This window comes from Kitasatospora sp. NPDC056783, assembly GCF_042789895.1.
GTDB lineage: Bacteria > Actinomycetota > Actinomycetes > Streptomycetales > Streptomycetaceae > Kitasatospora.
In genome coordinates, this window is sequence record NZ_JBHUAF010000172.1 from 1 (window position 1) to 16,878 (window position 16,878).

The 16,878-nt window shown below is 72.5% G+C and carries 12 protein-coding genes and 1 pseudogene; 9 read left to right on the top strand and 4 right to left on the bottom strand.

What is annotated here, in order from left to right:
• Positions 1–45: 45 nt before the first annotated feature.
• Positions 46–198, top strand: a pseudogene (locus ACFRMQ_RS23415) (isocitrate lyase/phosphoenolpyruvate mutase family protein); the annotation flags it as partial.
• 193 nt (positions 199–391) lie between these two features.
• Here ACFRMQ_RS23415 and ACFRMQ_RS23420 read toward each other — a convergent pair.
• The gene (locus ACFRMQ_RS23420) at positions 392–1,159 is read right to left on the bottom strand and encodes a hypothetical protein (protein ID WP_380732519.1); all 768 of its coding nucleotides are present in this window, start codon (positions 1,157–1,159) and stop codon (positions 392–394) included.
• The gene (gene eccE / locus ACFRMQ_RS23425) at positions 1,159–2,568 is read right to left on the bottom strand and encodes a type VII secretion protein EccE (RefSeq protein ID WP_380732520.1); all 1,410 of its coding nucleotides are present in this window, start codon (positions 2,566–2,568) and stop codon (positions 1,159–1,161) included. Before eccE ends, ACFRMQ_RS23420 begins: the two co-directional genes overlap by 1 nt.
• 184 nt (positions 2,569–2,752) lie before the next feature.
• Here eccE and ACFRMQ_RS23430 point away from each other — a divergent pair, with 184 nt between their 5' ends.
• The 6 genes from ACFRMQ_RS23430 (at position 2,753) to ACFRMQ_RS23455 (ending at position 8,656) form a co-directional block, all read left to right on the top strand.
• Positions 2,753–4,438: a type VII secretion protein EccB gene (locus ACFRMQ_RS23430; protein ID WP_380732521.1), complete on the top strand. Its 1,686-nt coding sequence runs from the start codon at positions 2,753–2,755 to the stop codon at positions 4,436–4,438.
• Between the two features lie 198 nt (positions 4,439–4,636).
• Complete coding sequence (locus ACFRMQ_RS23435) at positions 4,637–4,921, top strand: WXG100 family type VII secretion target (RefSeq protein WP_380732522.1); 285 nt, start codon at positions 4,637–4,639, stop codon at positions 4,919–4,921.
• 117 nt (positions 4,922–5,038) lie between these two features.
• Positions 5,039–5,329: a WXG100 family type VII secretion target gene (locus ACFRMQ_RS23440; protein WP_380698814.1), complete on the top strand. Its 291-nt coding sequence runs from the start codon at positions 5,039–5,041 to the stop codon at positions 5,327–5,329.
• An 83-nt stretch (positions 5,330–5,412) separates the two neighbouring features.
• Positions 5,413–6,660: a type VII secretion-associated serine protease mycosin gene (mycP, locus tag ACFRMQ_RS23445; RefSeq protein WP_380732523.1), complete on the top strand. Its 1,248-nt coding sequence runs from the start codon at positions 5,413–5,415 to the stop codon at positions 6,658–6,660.
• A gap of 108 nt (positions 6,661–6,768) precedes the next feature.
• Positions 6,769–7,308 carry a SigE family RNA polymerase sigma factor gene (locus ACFRMQ_RS23450; RefSeq protein ID WP_380732524.1) on the top strand — a complete coding sequence of 180 codons (540 nt, stop codon included), beginning with the start codon at positions 6,769–6,771 and terminating at the stop codon, positions 7,306–7,308.
• A gap of 64 nt (positions 7,309–7,372) precedes the next feature.
• Positions 7,373–8,656, top strand: coding sequence for a hypothetical protein (locus ACFRMQ_RS23455; protein ID WP_380732525.1), 1,284 nt, complete (start codon positions 7,373–7,375; stop codon positions 8,654–8,656).
• A 99-nt stretch (positions 8,657–8,755) separates the two neighbouring features.
• Here the strand turns inward: ACFRMQ_RS23455 and ACFRMQ_RS23460 are convergent, their stop codons facing one another.
• Positions 8,756–10,159: an APC family permease gene (locus tag ACFRMQ_RS23460; RefSeq protein ID WP_380732526.1), complete on the bottom strand. Its 1,404-nt coding sequence runs from the start codon at positions 10,157–10,159 to the stop codon at positions 8,756–8,758.
• Between the two features lie 469 nt (positions 10,160–10,628).
• A complete protein-coding gene (eccCa, locus tag ACFRMQ_RS23465) occupies positions 10,629–14,573 on the bottom strand; it encodes a type VII secretion protein EccCa (RefSeq protein ID WP_380732527.1) in 3,945 nt (1,314 codons plus the stop codon).
• A gap of 328 nt (positions 14,574–14,901) precedes the next feature.
• Here eccCa and eccD point away from each other — a divergent pair, with 328 nt between their 5' ends.
• Entirely contained in the window at positions 14,902–16,362 is a 1,461-nt protein-coding gene (eccD, locus tag ACFRMQ_RS23470; RefSeq protein ID WP_380732528.1) for a type VII secretion integral membrane protein EccD, read from the top strand.
• 195 nt (positions 16,363–16,557) lie between these two features.
• Complete coding sequence (rpsO, locus tag ACFRMQ_RS23475) at positions 16,558–16,848, top strand: 30S ribosomal protein S15 (protein WP_380732529.1); 291 nt, start codon at positions 16,558–16,560, stop codon at positions 16,846–16,848.
• The last annotated feature ends 30 nt before the right edge of the window (positions 16,849–16,878 follow it).

Below are 16,878 nucleotides of genomic sequence, written 5' to 3' on the forward strand. Positions count from 1 at the left end.
ACATATACACTCCCAAAATCCTCGGACGCCGCGAGCGACATATAATTAGAGGCCGCCGGCGCCCCGGCCGTCGCCACCACCAGCGCCGGGGTCGCCTGGGCGCTGGGGAGCGTCGACGGCGACAGCCTCGACCGCGACCGCGCGCTGGCGGCCCTCGCCCAGGTGACCGCCGCCGTGACGGTCCCGGTCACCGCCGACCAGTCGTCGTCGTCCTCCGCCGCGTTGTCGCCGACGTAGACGCCGTCCCGATCGCTACTCACTTCTGGCTCCCTCGTGTTCGCCGCCGCTTGTTCAGCGGTGCCGTTGCCGCATCAAAGACTAGGCCGTACGGCAACCCCCGCTGAAGGCGGCTTCGCTCCCCGCGGGCCCGCCGGGTGCGGCGAGCCGACGCTCAGTCCATCCTTCGCGGCCCGCCGAGGACCTGCTGTTCGGCCTGCCCGGCCACGGCCCGTACGTACTGACGGCGCATCCGGGTCGCCCACAGGGTCAGGTCGTCGCCGAGGGTGGGCAGCGCGGCCACGTCCTCCGGCGGCAGCGACAGCACCCGGCCGGTCAGTTCCGCCTCCTGGGGCGAGATCCGCTGCACTCCGACCAGGTCGGCCGCGTTCAGCACCCGGGAGGCGTTCGGGCCCAGGTAGGGCAGCAGCGTCAGGGTGGTCTGCCAGGGCGCGGAGGAGAGCCGGCTGCGCGGCGGGCGGGCGCCGAGGTCGCGTACCACCAGCACGGGTGAGGCCACCGAGGCGCCCTGCGGGCCGAGCCGGCCGACCTGGTGGACCGTCACGCAGGGCTGGCCGCCGCCGGCCGCCTGGGCCATCGGGCCCCACAGCTGGCCGCGGGCGGTCTCCACCGCGACCCGGGCGCCGATCGCCGCCGCCCGCAGCGCGATGATCTGCGCCGTCCACATGCCGCCGACCAGCACCAGGTCGTACGAGGTCGGGCGGAACAGGCCGAGCACCGCGGGCAGGCCGTGCGGGTCGACGCCGATCACCACGCCGTCGTCGCCGACCGGGAAGGCCAGCGCCGTGAGGTCGGCCGCTTCCAGCACGTGCTTCTCCCGGCGGGGGCCGCGCAGCCCGAAGCCGGGCAGGATCCGCGGCCGGGTCCGGCGCTGCTCGGCGCCGGGCTGCGGGGCGAGGGAGGGGTAGATCTGGTACGCCATCAGGAAGCCCCTCCGAGCGGCAGGGTGGCGAGCACGCCGGGGGCCTGCTCCAGGTCGAGCCGGACCAGGCCGAGGCCGGCGCTCTGGGCGCGGGTCTCCACCAGGCGGCCGACCTGCCCGACCTCGTCCTCGTTGCGTCCGGTCACCCGCAGGTGCCCGCTGACGGTCACCGAGCCGCCGGTGCCGTGTCCGGCGGTGAGGCTGAAGGTGCTGGCGAGTGCCGGGGAGCCGGTGACGAGGTTGACCAGGTCCGGTGCCGCGATCCGGCCGGCGGAACCGTCGGGGCGGCTCAGCTGCGGCCAGCGGGAGATCCAGTAGGTGGTGTGCCAGCGGTCGTCGATCCGCCAGAACCGGTTGCCCTCCTGGGTGCGGCGGGTGGTGCCGCCGCTGCCGCTGCCGGTGCCCTGGCGGCCCGCCACCGCGATCGGGTTGGCGCAGGTGGAGATGGCCAGCGCGGCGATCAGCTCGCGTTCGTCCAGCACGGTCGCGTTGAACCCGGCGCTGTTGAGCCGCCCGGCCAGCTGGTCGGTGACCCGCTGCAGCGCCTTGCGGGCGCCCTCCTCGCCGCCGCCGCGGGCCCGCACGGCGGTCGCCGCGCGCTCCGGGTCGAGCTTGAGCGCGACCCAGGTCAGCCGCAGCCCGGGGGTGGAGGTGCCGTCCGGCAGCTCGCGGTAGGCGCGGGCGGCCAGCGACTGCTCGGGCAGGTGCTGGGCCGGGGCCGGCTGGGTGTGCTGGACCAGCTGCACCGACTCCAGGGTGATGTCGTCCACCGTGAGCGCCGAGCAGACCACGTCCAGCGGCAGCGGCAGCGCGGTGCGCGCCGGGCGCAGCGGCTGGTCCTTGGCCTGGACGAGCAGCACCGAACTGAGGAAGGTGCCGTCGCCGACCATGCCGGTCTCCCGGCGGACCGGCCGGCCGCCGAACTCGGCCTCGGTGGCGTGGGTGCAGGTGCGCAGCGCCGGTTCGAGTTCCAGCGCGGGCGCCAGGCCCGGGTCGGTGCCGGCCGGCGGCAGCAGCGTCCTGGCCTGCTTGCGGCGGGACTTGAGGGCGGCGCGGACCCTCAGCAGCTCCGGCAGGGTGCGGCCGCGCACCGGAACGACCGCGAGAACGAGCAGGACCAGCGCGACCACGCCGAAGCCGGCCGCGACCGGCCGGCTGATCGTCCAGCCGACGGCGACCAGGGCCGCCGCGACCTCGACCAGGACGAGCTGCTGGAGCCTCAACCGCCCGCCGAGCAGCCCCGGTCGGGGATTGACCCGGACCTGGACGGCGCCGCCGCCCCCGGTGCCGGTCGGCTGCGGTCGGTCGCCGCCGGCCTCGGCCGGCGGCGCGGCCTGCGCCCGGCCGGCCCGGCGCGACCTGCCACCGCCCGTACTGCGGCGGCGTCCTGGAGCGGTCTGGCTTGGCATCCCCCGGTGGCCCTCTCTGAATCGGTTGTCGCGGCCCGGCTGGCTGTGTCGCGGACCGTACCCGTACCGTACTCACCGTCTGCTGCCGCATCGTAGAGGGTTCGCGCCGGTTCGTGCCCGGTGGGTGACCGGGGCAGGCCGGCCCGACGAGGTCCGGCAAGGTCTGACGAGGGGGACGACGAGGATGGCATCGCGCCGGGACGAGCTGAACGCCTACACCTTCGCCCGCAAGCGCACGGTGGGCGCCTTCCTGCTGCCCGCCGGGGGCGGCAGCGACGAGGACGCGCCGCGTCCGGTGAAGGCGGTGCTGCCGAGCGTGCTGGCGGGGGCGGTGATCGTGGCCGGCTTCGGGCTCTGGGGGGTCTTCAAGCCGGCCGCGCCGGTGAAGTGGGACGACGGCAAGAACATCATCCAGGGCAAGCAGTCGACCACCCGGTACGTGGTGCTCACCGACCCGGACAACAAGACCAAGCGGCTGCACCAGGTGCTCAACATGTCCTCGGCGCGGCTGGTGCTGCCCGCCGACGCCAAGGTCGTGGTGGTCGACGACGGGGTGCTCGACCGGTACCCCCACCACGGTCCGACGATCGGCATCCCGTACGCGCCGGACAAGCTGCCGGGCAAGGACAAGGCGAGCCAGTCGATGAAGTGGACGGTCTGCGACCGCCCGGGCTCGGACGACAAGCAGGAGACCGTCAACCAGGCGGTGTTCGTGGCGGGCGGCGAGGACTCGACGAAGCTGGCGGCCAAGGACCGGATGCTCGGCCCGGACCAGCTGATGCTGGTGCAGCAGGCCGACGAGCAGCAGATCTCGGCGGCGCCGGCGTCCGGTCAGCCGGCCGCCGCGGGCCCGGTGGTGTACCTGGTCGACGCGCAGGGGCGCAAGCACCAGATCGGCTCCCCGCAGTCGGACGAGAAGGAGCGCAAGGCGCTGATCACCGCGGTGTTCGGACCCAACGCGGTGCCGCAGCGGGTCAAGCGGGAGTGGCTCGACACCCTGGCGAAGGGGACCGAGATCACCTTTCCGCAGGTCGAGGGGGTCGCCGACAGCCAGGCCCCCAACTCCAAGGTGGAGTTGAGCAGCCAGGCCGACCGCCGGGTCGGCCGGCTGGTCCACTACCAGGACCGCCACTACGTGGTCGGCAAGGAGCAGCTCTACCTGGTCACCCCGTTCCAGGCGGAGCTGATCCGGCAGAACCCGGCCTACCAGATGCTCTACAAGTACGACCAGGACAAGAAGCCGCGCAGTGACGAGATGGGCCCGGCCGACCTCTCCAAGCTGGGCGGCGACGTCCCGCTGAAGGGCACCGCGCCGGACTGGCCGCTGAAGACCGGTGCCCCGGTGAACAACTGGCAGGACCGCCAGGACGCCCGGATGGTCGTGTGCAGCACCTTCGACGGTTTCGCCGAGGACGGGAAGACGGCCAAGCGCTCGGTCTGGTCCGGGACTTCGTACCCCGCGCCGTACAACAACGGAGCCGGGGCGGCGTACGTGACCCCCGGGCGCGGGCTGTTCTACCGCTCGCTGGACGCCTCCACGGGCGGTTCCGGGTCCGACTTCCTGATCACCGAGACCGGGTTGCGCTACTCCGTCCCGGCCAACGGCGACGGCAGCCAGCGTTCCACCGCCTCGCCGCAGCCCGGCCAGGGCGGCACGCCGAAGCCGTCGGCGCCGCAGCCGAGCGCCACGCCGGCTCCGGGGGCGCCGTCCCAGGAGCCGGAGCAGCAGAAGGACGAACCGGGCGCCAACCAGGCCCGGTTGGGCTACCAGGGCGTCCAGCCGCTGCTGGTCCCGAAGGAGTGGTCCGACCTGGTCCCGGCGGGCCCGCCGTTGACGGCGAAGGCCGCCGCCCAGCCGCAGAACGCCTGACCGGCCGGGCGGGGCAACCGAATTGGACCCCGTGTCATGGTCTGGTAACTAGTCAGCACTCGGTGTTGGGTGAGCTGCGTGTGCCGACTACAGTGCTGCTGGCATCACCTCGGTGATGCGACGGTCGGCCCACCGGGCCCTCCGTGCACGTAAATGTTGTCTCATGGGGGACGGTGGAGCATGGCTGGTCAGTTCACGATGACTGCTCAGGAGATGCTGGCTTTCGCCAAGCAGATCGAAGAGGCCATCGGCAAGATCGAGGCTGAGAAGACCAAGCTGATCAACACGGTCACCAGCGTCACCAGCGGTTGGCAGGGCCAGGCGGCGACCGCCTACACGAGTCTGCAGGGCCGGGTCAACGAGGACATCGCCGCGCTCAGGGCGTCGCTGGAAGCGATCAAGCACGCGATCGAGCTGACCACCAAGCAGTACGCCGCCACCGAAGAGGAGCAGAAGGCGATGTTCTCCTCCGCCCAGGGCTGACCGACGCGCTCGCGTCGAACACACCTGCGCTGATCGCCTTCCCGTCCTGATCCACCGCACTGCGGAGCGCCCGCCGCCTGCCGCGCGGCGCTCCGCACCCTCGTCAAGGGAGACAACGTGTCCGACCACATTCTCGTCAACTTCCAGACCGTCCACCAGGCGGCCGAGGAGGTCAAGGCTTCGGCGAGCCGCATCGACCACCTGCTGAACGACCTCAAGGGCAACGTGACCCGGATCGCCTCCAGCTGGCAGGGTGCCGCCCAGCAGGGCTACCAGGCCCACCAGGCCGTGTGGGACTCCAAGGCCGCCGACCTCCAGCAGACCTGCACCCAGATCGCGAACTCGCTGGAGCAGGCCGCGCAGAGCTACAAGACGACCGAGGACGCCAACGCCAGGCTCTGGGGCTGACGTTCGGGTTCCGTAGGGAACGACAGGGGGCGGGTACCCGGATTCCGGGCACCCGCCCCCGACGCGCGGCAGGGGTGGACGACATGAGGGGTGGCAGGGTGGCCCGACACGGGTACCGGAAGGCGGCCGCGGCGCTCGCCGCGCTCGCGGTGCTGGGCGGCCCGCTCGCCGCCCCGGCGTACGCCGAGGGAGGCCCCGGACTGGCCGCGGCCGGCGACTGCCCCAAGCCCGCGCCCGAGGTGCAGACCGTGCCGTGGTCGCTCCAGCGGCTGCTGCTGGACGAGTTGTGGCAGGGCGGGAGGACCACCGGCGACAAGGTGACGGTCGCGGTCATCGACACGGGTGTGGACGTCAACAACCCGCAGCTGACCGGCAAGGTCGACGAGGGCCCGAACCTGCTGGTCAACAGGGAGACCAAGGAAGCGATCCAGGGCAAGTCCATCGAGGACCCGGTCGGCCACGGCACCAAGGTGGCCGGGATCATCGCGGCACGTCCCAGCAGGACCACCGGCTTCGTCGGGCTGGCCCCGGACGCCCGGATCCTGTCGGTCCGGCAGAACGACAGCGAGGGCAACGGCGACGTCTCCACCCTGGTCACGGCGATCAAGGAGGCGGTCAAGCGGGGCGCCCGGGTCATCAACATCTCCCAGGACGTGCGGGGCGCGGGAGACGCCCGCTTCGGCGGCTACCAGGACCTGAAGGCGGCCGTCGAGGAGGCCGAGGCGAAGAACGTCGTGGTGGTCGCCTCGACCGGGAACGACGGCAAGGAGGGCGACACCTATCCCGGCGCCTTCCCGACCGTGCTGGCCGTCGGCGCCTCGGACCGCAACAACGAGCGCGCGCCGTTCTCCCAGTACGGCGACTTCGTGAAGGTCGCCGCGCCCGGTGTCGACATGCTGTCCACCGTGCCCGGGAGCGGCCAGTGCGTGGACAACGGCACCAGCTTCGCCGCCCCGTACGTCTCCGGCCTCGCCGCGCTGCTGGTCGGCGCCCACCCGGACTGGAAGCCGGCCCAGGTCCGGGCCTGGATCGAGCAGACCGCGCAGCGCACCCAGCGCGAGCCGGACAGGTTCATCGGCTGGGGTGTCGTGGACCCGGTCAAGGCCGTCACCAAGGCCCCCGCCGACGCGCCCTTCGCGGCCACCCCGGACGCCCCGGTGCAGCTCGCCGCCGCGCCGATCGTGCCGCGCCCGGTGGGCCTGGGCGAGACCCAGGCCGATCGCGACGGCCGCACCGCGACGTACGTCCTCGGCGTCGGCGCGCTGCTGGTCGCCCTGCTGATCGGCGGTGGCGTGGTGCTGCGCGACCACCGGCGCAAGTCCGCCGACTGAACCTCCGGGACCGTCGGGCCGAAGAATCGCCCGGACCCGTGTAACACCGCCGCCCGCCCACCGCATCGATGAAGTGTCAGGGAGGGCGGACGGCGGGGGGCAGGGCGCATGGGGTGGAGCAGGTCGGGCCGGGAGGCCAAGGACGCCGAGTTCCTGGAACTCGTCTCCGGCCGGACCGGGCACCTGTACCGATCGGCCTGTCTGCTCACCAGCGGCGACACCCACTACGCCGAGGACCTGGTGCAGGAGGCCCTCAGCCGGATGTACGTGCTGTGGCGGCGCAGCGCCTTCACCGGCCGGGGCCGGATCGACAATCCGGCGGCCTACACCCACACCGTCATGGTGCGCACCTTCCTGGCCCAGCGGCGCCTCCGTTCCAGCGGCGAGCGCCCCAGCGACGCCCTGCCGGAGCCGGAGGGACGGGAAACCGACAGCACCCTGCGGCTGACCCTCCTCGACGCGCTCGGCCGGATGCCGCCCAAGGACCGCGCGGTCCTGGTGCTGCGCTACTGGGAGGACCGCAGCGTCGAGGAGACCGCCGAGGTCATGCGGGTCTCCTCCGGCGCCGTCCGCACCCGCACCACCCGGGCCCTGGCCCGGTTGCGGGCCCTGCTCGGCGACTCCTTCGCCGAACTGGCCGCCCGCTGAGGCCGTCGGCCGCCCGATCTGCCGCACTTCCGCAACCCGCGACGCAAGGAGACGGTGAACACCCATGTCCGAACCGGACAAGTTCGAGGACGATCTTCTCTACGCCCTCACCCGCACGGGAGAAGGCTTCCGCACCGAGCGGGCCGACCTGGTGGCCGGCGGCTACCGGCTCGGCCGCCGCCGCTGGCGCCGCCGCTCGGCCGCCGCCGTGGTGGGCGGCGCGGCCGCGCTGGCCCTGGTGGGCACCGGCGCGGTGTACCTGACCTCCCCGGGGGCCAAGGGCACCGGCACCGTGAGCGCGGCCGCCGCCCCGGTGGCCAAGGGCACCGGCACCGTGAGCGCGGCCGCCGCCCCGGTGGCCACCGCCGACGGCACCGCCGCCGCGGCCGCCACCCCGACCTCGGTGAAGTCCACGGCCCCGGCCCCGGTCTCCGACGACGAGGTGCTGGCCACCTTCCGGGCCCTGCTGCCGAAGGGGGAGATCACCGAGGCCAAGGGGCACGGCACCGAGAACGAGCGGCAGGACTCCTACGCCTCGGCGAGCGTGGTCTTCGACGACGGCCACGGCAAGTCGCTGATCCAGCTCAACATCCAGAAGAACCGGCCCAAGCAGGTGCAGCCGCCCGGCTGCCCGTCGGACCTCAAGGCGTCCCGGGTCGACGCCTGCACCGACACCGTCCTGGCGGACGGCTCCAAGCTCCTGCTGTTCCAGGGGTACGAGTACGCGGACGGCCGGGCCGACACCAAGGAATGGCTCGCCACGCTGACCGGCCCGGACGGCCGGAGCGTCTCCGTGAGCGAGTGGAACTCGCCCCAGGAGAAGGGCGCGCCGGACAGCCGTCCCAACCCGCCGCTCACCCCCGACCAGCTGAAGGCGGTCGTCACCGACAAGTCCTGGGACCGGGTCGTCGCGGCGATCCCGTACGAGGGCGTCGACACGGACGCGGTCGACCCCGGCCTGTCGCTGGCCGACCGGGAGGCGGTGCTGACCGGTCTGCTGCCGCAGGGGGTGACGGTGACCGGGCGTTTCGGCAACCCGCTGATGGCCACCTTCGAGCTGGCCCAGGGCCAGGCCACCGGCAGTCTGGTGGTGCGGGTGGAGAACCTGGCGCAGGGCGGCGACCTCCTGACCGAGCGGTCCTTCAAGGAGGCGGACAGCCTTCCCGACGGGAGCCGGATCACCGTCGGCGGGAGCCCCGACGGCAAGGACAAGCCGTTCACGGTGAACGTCCTGCGTCCGGACGGCACGTCGGTGCTGGCGTACCAGGTGTCCGGTGGCCGGCCGCTGCTCACCCCGGAGCAGGTGAAGGCGATCGCCGTCAGCCCGGCCTGGAAGTCGAAGAAGTAGCGGACCGGAACACGTCGGTGCCCCGGGCTGCGGGGGAGTCCGGGGCACCGACGTGTGGGGGAGGGGGGTGGTCAGTCGCGGTCGGTCCTGCCGGTCCGGTCAGTCCTGCTGGTCCTCGGGGAGGCTGATCACCCAGCGGGTGTCCTGCCGGGGGCGCAGGTAGAACAGCCAGTAGAGGGTGGCGACGGCGGTGATGCCGCCGGTCCACAGCAGGGGCTCGGCGTCCAGCTTGGTGATCACGTAGAGCAGGACCGCGATCAGGACGACCGGGATGGCCGGCCACAGCGGCATCCGCCAGGCGGCGGCGTGCTTGTGGTGGGCGCGGCGGGAGAGCAGCGCGGCGATCGCGACCAGCAGGTACATCCCGGTGACGGCGACGCCGGTGATGTTGCTCAGCAGCTCGCCCTTGACGAAGCAGAGCGCGGCGCCGGGCAGGCCGACCGCCAGGGTGGCGATCCACGGCGAGCCGAACCGGCCGAGGGTGCCGAAGGCCTTGTTGACCGGCTCCGGCCAGGCCTTGTCACGGGCGGAGGCGAACAGCACCCGGGAGTTCTGGATGACCATGACGATGCCGGCGTTGATGATGGCCAGCGCGACGCAGAGGCTGATGAAGGTGCCGACCGCGGAGTTGCTCCAGGCGGTGACCAGGCCGGAGAGGTCGCCGGAGGTCAGGGTCGCCAGGTCGGGGGCGCCCATGGTGATGGCGACGACCGGGACCAGGATGATCGCGGAGGAGATGCCGAGCGTCCACAGCACGGTGCGCGAGACGTTGCGGCGGGGGTTCTCCAGTTCCTCGGACAGGTAGACCGCGGTGGAGAAGCCCTGGGTGATGAACAGGGCGATGCCGAGCGCGCCGACGATGGCGCCCACGCTCACCGTGGTGGTGGTGCCGTCGGCCCCGGTGATCACGCCGTGCAGCATGCTGGGGGCGCCGCTGTTGGTGTGGGCGAAGCCGAGCACCGAGACCACACCGGCCGCGATGACCTCCAGCACCAGGAAGATGCCGGTGATCCAGGCGTTGGCGCGCAGGTCGAGCAGGCCGGCCAGGGTGGCGGCGAGCATCACGGCGGCCCCGGTCATGGCCTTGTCCAGGTGCATGACCGGGGCGAGGTAGTCGGCGGTGCCGAGGGCGATGACGGAGGGGACGATCATCACCACGATCAGCGAGAGCACGAAGACCAGCCAGCCCATCAGCCGCCCGGCCAGCGTGCCGACCATCGCGTACTCGCCGCCGGCGCTGGGGATCAGGGTGCCGAGTTCGGAGTAGCAGAACGCGACCGCGACGCAGAGCACGGTGCCGATCGCGATGGCCAGCGCGGTGGCGCTGCCGATGCTGGAGAACAGCTCCGGCACGATCACGAAGAGCGTCGAGGCGGGGGTGACGCAGGACAGCGTGAGCAGTGTGCCGCCCACGACGCCGATCGAGCGCTTGAGTTGCTGGGGCGCTGCCGCCGGGGCCGCCGGGGCCGCTACGTTCTGTGGCGGGCGAAGCGTGTCGGTCATGTGGCTTCCGATCGGCTCTGTCGGTGCTGGTGTGGGAGCGGTATCGCCTCCGCTGGCTGGTTGCTCGGTGTCCGGTTTCCGGTCGCTCCCTGGCCGCAATGGAACCTTGGGCGTCTTGACCGCGTCAACGTCGGAACTGCTTCGGAATCCGTTGCGGTGAACCGCTTGTGCATACGATCCGATGATCACGTTCAGTCATTGCGAGGTTTGTCCTACTTGTTACCTCGGCCACATCGCGATTGAATCGAAGGTGAACAAAGGGAAGCGTGCCGCGATTCAAAGGTTGTGCTTCGGATGGACGGCGACACGCCCAGGCGCTCCGAAAATTCCCGACGGCTCCTGGGCCGGGTACGGGAACCGCAGCCCCCGCCGGGAAAGATCTAGGTAACGTTTCGGCACCCGGGACGCCGAAGGGGCCGGACTCCGCGAGCCCGACCCCTTCGATCACCCTCCGTGACGACCGGCGGCGTCACGCCACCGGCAGCCAGCCCGTCTGGACCATCTGCCCGCCGGTGATCCGGCGGGACACGAAGACCCCCCGGCCCTGCGGCAGCGCCTGCGGCTTGACCGTCCCCAGCAGCGCACCCTCGTCCCGGTTGCCGGAGAGGATCACGCCCTGGCCGCCGAGCTCGCGCATCCGCTGGAGCACCGGCTCGTACAGCGAGCGGCCGGCGCCGCCCGCGCTGCGGGCCACGATCACCCGCAGGCCGATGTCGCGGGCGAACGGCAGGAACTCGGCCAGCGGGGCCAGCGGGTTGCCCGAGCTCGTCGCGACCAGCTCGTAGTCGTCGACGATCACGAACATGTCCTTGCCGCTGTACCAGCTCCGGTTGCGCAGCTGCTCGGCGGTCACGTCCGGGCCCGGCAGGCGGCGCGCGCAGGCCCCGCGCAGCATCTCCACGATGGCCGCCATGGCCGGCTGCGCGGCCGCGTACTCCACCAGGTACTCCGGCGGCACCGTGCCGAGCAGCGCGCGCCGGTAGTCGCCGACCACGATGCCCGCCTGGTCGGGGGTGTACCGCTCGGTGATCTGCTTGATCAGCATCCGCAGCATCGCCGACTTCCCGGACTCGGTGTCGCCGAAGACGATGAACAGCGGGTCGGTCTCGAAGTTGACGAAGACCGGCGCCAGCTCCGCCTCGTCCACGCCGAAGGCGACGCCGCGCTCCGGGTGCTCGAAGCCCTTCGGCAGCGAGTGGCCGTCCAGGACCGCCGGCAGCATCCGCACCTGCGGGGCGCGCGGGCCGGCCCAGGCCCCGTCGACGGCGCCGACCAGCCCGGCCACGCCCTCCTGGAGGTCGTCCACCGAGGAGGAGCCGTCCAGGCGCGGCAGGCCGGACAGGAAGTGCAGCCGCTCCGCGGTGATGCCGCGACCGGCCAGCGCCGGGACGTTTTGTGCCACCCGGCGGTCGACCTCGGACTCCATCGCGTCACCGAGCTTCAGCTCGGTGCGGTTCTGCAGCAGGTCCTTCAGCGCCGGGCGCACCTCGGCGTACCGGGCCGCGGTGATGATCAGGTGGATGCCGTAGCCGAGACCGCGCTGGGCGATGTCGTTGATCACCGGCTCCAGGGCCTCGAACTCCTGCTTGAAGGTGTTCCAGCCGTCGACCACCAGGAAGACGTCGCCGAAGGCCTCGTCCGGCAGCCGCCCGGCCGCCCGCTGCGCCCGGTAGGTGGCGATGGTGTCGATCCCGGCGACCCGGAACAGCTCCTCGCGCCGGTTCAGCACCCCGTGCACCTCGGAGACCATCCGGCGCACCTTGTCCACGTCCAGGCGCCCGGCGACCCCGCCGACGTGCGGCAGTCCGCCCAACGACTGGAAGCTGCCCGCACCGAAGTCGAGCAGGTAGAACTGCACCTCCAGCGGGGTGTGGGTGAGGCCGAACGAGGCCACCGTGGTGCGCACCACGGTCGACTTGCCCGAACGGGGCCCGCCCACGATCAGACCGTGGCCGGCCGCCCCCGCGTAGTCGACCTCCAGGATGTCCGTCTTCTGCTCGCGCGGCCGGTCCACGATGCCGATCGGCACCCGCAGCCGGCCCGCCGGGTAGCCGGGCGCGGTCAGCCCGCGATCCGGCACCACCTGGAGCGGCGGCAGCAGGTGGTCCATGCTCGGCGCGTCCTCCAGCGGCGGCAGCCACACCTGGTGCGCGGCCGGGCCCTGGCCGGCCATCCGCTGGACGAACACGTCCAGCACGGTGTCCACCAGCGCGTCGTCCTGCTCCGGGGCCTGCGGCGCGACCTCCTCCTCCACCGGGTCCGGCAGCTCCACGAAGGACGCGGTGAACTCCACCGGCCGCGCGTCGACCCGCTGCCCGCCGGTCGACCGCTGCTGCCCCGGCGCCCGGTACGGGCCCGAGACGTAGGCGGCCTTGAACCGGTCCATCACGTCCTCGCCGAACTTGAGGTAGCCGACACCCGGCACCGGCGGCAGGTGGTAGGCGTCCGGCACACCGATCGCCGCCCGGGACTCCGCCGCCGAGAAGGTGCGCAGACCGATCCGGTACGACAGATAGGTGTCCAGGCCGCGCAGCTTGCCCTCCTCCAGGCGCTGCGAGGCCAGCAGCAGGTGCACGCCCAGGGACCGGCCGATCCGGCCGATCTGGATGAACATCTCGATGAAGTCGGGCTTGGCGGTGAGGAGTTCGGAGAACTCGTCGATGATCAGCACCAGCGAGGGCAGCGGGTCCAGCGCCGCGCCGGCCGCCCGGGCCCGCTCGTACTCGTGGATGTTGGCGTAGTTGCCCGCCGAGCGCAGCAGCTCCTGGCGGCGGTGCAGCTCGCCCTCGATCGCGTCGCGCATGCGGTCGACCAGGGTGAGCTCGCCCTCCAGGTTGGTGATCACCGCGGAGGTGTGCGGCATGTCCGCCATGCCGGAGAAGGTCGCACCGCCCTTGAAGTCGGCGAGGACGAAGTTCAGGATCTCCGAGGAGTGGGTCATCGCCAGGGCCAGCACCAGCGTGCGCAGCAGCTCCGACTTGCCGGAACCGGTCGCGCCCACGCACAGGCCGTGCGGGCCCATGCCCTCCAGCGCGGCCTCCTTGATGTCCAGGTAGACGTGCTCGCCGTTGGCGCCGACGCCGAGCGGCACCCGCATCCGCTCGTGCTGGGCGCGCGGGCGCCAGCTGCGGGCCACGTCGAAGGAGCCCGGGTCGCCCGAGTTCATCATGTCGGTGAAGTCGAGGTTGGACAGCAGCGGCTCGTCGTCCCCGCCGGCCGAGATCCGGTACGGCGCCAACTGCCGCGCCAGTGCCTCGGACTGCCACACCGAGAGCAGGTCCGGCTTGCCGGAGTACGTCGCCCCGGAGGCCGAGCGCAGCACCAGCTCCTCGGCGCCGACCGTCACCATCAGGTGCCCGCTGGGCTCGTCGACCTCGCCCGGCACCACCTCGATGACCGTCACGCCCTGCACGCCCTCCGGGCTCGCCAGCAGCGAGTCGTGCGGCACCCCGGCGCCGTCCATGACGATCACCAGGTGCGGCTGGTCGGCCGGCGGCGCCACCTCGCGCACGAAGCGCTGACGCCCGGCCAGTTCGTCCTGGAGCAGGTACTCCAGGTCGCCGAGGTCGCTCGCGAACAGCCGGCGCGAACCCGCGCCGTCGGCCTCCTTGCGGTGCTGGTTGTGCGGGAGCCACTTGGTCCACTCCCACTCCTCGGCCGCCCCGGGCGCGGCGGCGACCGCCACCATCAGGTCGTCCGGCGAGTGCAGGGTGGTCAGCTGGGCGATCATCGCGCGCACGTTGCCGTACACCGAGTCAGGGTCCCCGCACACCGTGATGTGGTAGAACGCCCGCAGCGAGACCGCCAGCGGCAGGTCCTGGAGGGTGCCGTGGGCCTTCAGGAAGGAGTGCATCGCCGCCGCCGACAGCGGCTCCAGCTCGTCCATCGGCGCGGTCTGCGGCGCCACCAGCGGGGTGGACAGCTGCACCGGCCCGAGGCCCACCCGGATCTGCGCGAAGTCGCCGTCCCCGGTGCGCCGTTCCCACAGCCGCCGGCCGTCCTCGACGATCGACCAGAGCTGGTCCGGCGCCGGGTTCAGGAACAGCAGCGCGCCACGCTGGCGCTCCGCCGTGCGGCGCACCTGGCGGCGGGTCTGCTGGAGGTACTTCAGGTAGTCGCGCCGCTCGTCCGCCATCGCGGTCGAACCGCCCTTGCGCGCCCGGACGATCTGCGCCAGCACCATGCCGAGCGTCGAGGCGATCATCAGACCGCCCATGATCTTCATCGGGGCCGCCGCCCCCGGTGAGAAGAAGAACACCGCCGAGCCGCCCATGCCGAGCATCGGCAGGATGCTCATCAGCCAGTCCTCGCCGCCCTGCCGGGGCAGCTCGGGCGGGCTCACCAGTTCCACCGGCTCGTCCGGCACGGTGGGCGGATAAGCCCTGGCCGGTCGCTTGACCGTGATCACACCCATGTGTCATCCACCCCGCGGCGTCGATCGATCACTTCGGCATCAGCCCTCACACGATTGCGTGCGGCCCGTACGGGAATCCGGTGGCTGAGGACGCCCCACCCAGCGCAGCCCCCGTACCTTCGCGCAGGCGCCGATCCTAACGGTCGCCCCCGCACCGCCCGCCAGGGCCCGGTACTCACCGCCACCGGGCACGAACCGAACGGGTAGGGTAACGCCGCGCCAACTCGCGGCCCGGCCGGGCCGGTTCCACACCACACCGAGCGCCGCCGGGCCTCGGCACCGTCAACAAGGGGGAGCGCCACGTGCGTCGAAGGACCGAGGTGGGAGCGTGACCAACGCTGCCGCGACCGGCTACTGCCGGGTGACCGTCGTCGCCCCGGACCGCCGGATCGACGTCGCCCTGCCCGAGGACGTCCCGCTCGCGGACGTCTACCCCGAGGTGCTGCGCCTGGCCAACCAGAGCCAGCCGGACGGCACGCCCACCGGCTTCCACCTGGTCCGCCGCGACGGCACGGTGCTGGACAGCGGCCTGCCACTGGCCGCCCAGCAGGTCCGGGACGGTGACCTGCTGGCGCTGCGCCCCTTCGCCGAGTCGCTCCCGCCCGCCGTCTACGACGACGTCGCCGACGCGATCGCCAGCGCCGTCGAGGCCGATCGCCGCTTCTGGACCGCCGAGCTGATGCGCGGCTTCGGCCTGATCGGCGCCGGGGTGCTGCTCACCCTGCTCGGCTTCGCGCTCTGGTTCTCCGACCTGCGCCACGACATGCACGGGCTGCCCGGCATCCTGGCCGGCGTCACCGCCGTCGTGCTCACCGCGCTCGCCGGAGTCCGCGCCCGGGTCTACCAGGACGCCCACGCGGCCGTCGCGCTCGGCCTCGGCGCGCTGCCGCACGCCGTGATCGGCGGCAGCGGCGTCATCGCCGTCGCCCACCAGGGCGACGGCCCCGGCCGGCTCCAGTTCCTGACCGGCTGCGTCGTGGCCCTGGTGGTCTCCATCCTGCTGACCGGCCTGCTGCCGGAGCGGGACGCGGTGTTCGTCGCCGCCTCCCTGGTCTTCACCGCCGGCGCGCTCGCCACCTTCGCGGCCGTCCTGCTGCCGCGGACCCCGGCCGGGCACATCGCCGCCGTCACCGGCGTCGCCGCCGTCGCCGCCGTCGGCTTCCTGCCCAGCCTCTCCGCCCGCTTCGCCCGGCTGCCGGTCGGCTTCAGCGCCCCCGGCCAGACCCGCACCCGCAGCCGCGACTACGACGAGGAGGCCGAGCGCGCCGAGGCCGTCCAGTACGAGAAGATCGCGCACCAGGCCCGCCGCGGCCACGAGGTGCTGGTCGGCCTGGTCGGCGGCTGCGCCGCGGTCGTGGTCGGCGCCTGCGCCGTCCTCGGCTTCACCGACGAGACCTTCCCCGAGCTGCTCGCGCTCGCCCTCGGCCTCGCCGCGATGCTGCGCGCCCGGCTGTTCCGCTACACCGCGCAGGTGCTCAGCCTCACCGTGGCCGGCCTGCTCGGCCTGAGCCTGCTGATCGTCGGGCTCTCCCTGCACACCCCGCAGTTCTTCCTGCGGGCGGCCGGCTCCACCACCGAGCTGGACCTGCGCACCGTCTGGCTGGCCGCCTCGATCGCCTTCGGCGCCGCGCTGCTCACCGCGATCGCCCTGGTGGTGCCCCGGCTCGGGGTCTCCCCCTTCTGGGGGCGCATCCTGGACCTGGTGGACAGCCTCACCCTGATCGCGCTGGTCCCGCTGGCGCTCGCCGTCCTGGACGTCTACCGGCTGGTCCGCGGCGCCACCGGCTGACCGCTGTCCGCGGTGATGCCACCACTGCCGTGGCCACAGCGGTGGTGGCATCGGGTACCCTTGGCCTCCGAGCGCAGCCGTGTGTCCGTAGCCCACCCGTGGGCCGCAGGGCGTCGGCCGTGCTCGCGACACCGAGTTCTCGATGAGTCCTGTGCTGTCGACCAGGACCGCTCGGTAGACCCCGAAGGAGTTGCAGTGGCTCTCGCCTCTGACGTCAAGAAGCAGATCTTCGCCGAGTTCGGCCAGAAGGAGGGCGACACCGGTTCCCCCGAGGTCCAGGTGGCCATGCTCTCCCGTCGCATCTCGGACCTGACCGAGCACCTGAAGATGCACAAGCACGACCACCACTCGCGTCGTGGCCTGCTGATCCTGGTCGGCCAGCGTCGTCGTCTGCTCCAGTACCTGGCCAAGAAGGACATCGAGCGCTTCCGTACGCTCGTCGACCGCCTGGGCATCCGCCGCGGTGCCGCCGGCGGCGCCCGCTGAGAACGCCGCTCGGGGCGGCTCCCCACACCG

Coding starts and splice junctions, on each gene's coding strand:
- ACFRMQ_RS23450 (WP_380732524.1), top strand. CDS start 6,769: ATGGGGTGGAGCAGGTCGGGCCGGGAGGCCAAGGACGCCGAGTTCCTG.
- mycP (WP_380732523.1), top strand. CDS start 5,413: ATGAGGGGTGGCAGGGTGGCCCGACACGGGTACCGGAAGGCGGCCGCG.
- ACFRMQ_RS23430 (WP_380732521.1), top strand. CDS start 2,753: ATGGCATCGCGCCGGGACGAGCTGAACGCCTACACCTTCGCCCGCAAG.
- ACFRMQ_RS23420 (WP_380732519.1), bottom strand. CDS start 1,159: ATGGCGTACCAGATCTACCCCTCCCTCGCCCCGCAGCCCGGCGCCGAG.
- ACFRMQ_RS23455 (WP_380732525.1), top strand. CDS start 7,373: ATGTCCGAACCGGACAAGTTCGAGGACGATCTTCTCTACGCCCTCACC.
- eccCa (WP_380732527.1), bottom strand. CDS start 14,573: ATGGGTGTGATCACGGTCAAGCGACCGGCCAGGGCTTATCCGCCCACC.
- ACFRMQ_RS23460 (WP_380732526.1), bottom strand. CDS start 10,159: ATGACCGACACGCTTCGCCCGCCACAGAACGTAGCGGCCCCGGCGGCC.
- eccE (WP_380732520.1), bottom strand. CDS start 2,568: ATGCCAAGCCAGACCGCTCCAGGACGCCGCCGCAGTACGGGCGGTGGC.
- ACFRMQ_RS23435 (WP_380732522.1), top strand. CDS start 4,637: ATGACTGCTCAGGAGATGCTGGCTTTCGCCAAGCAGATCGAAGAGGCC.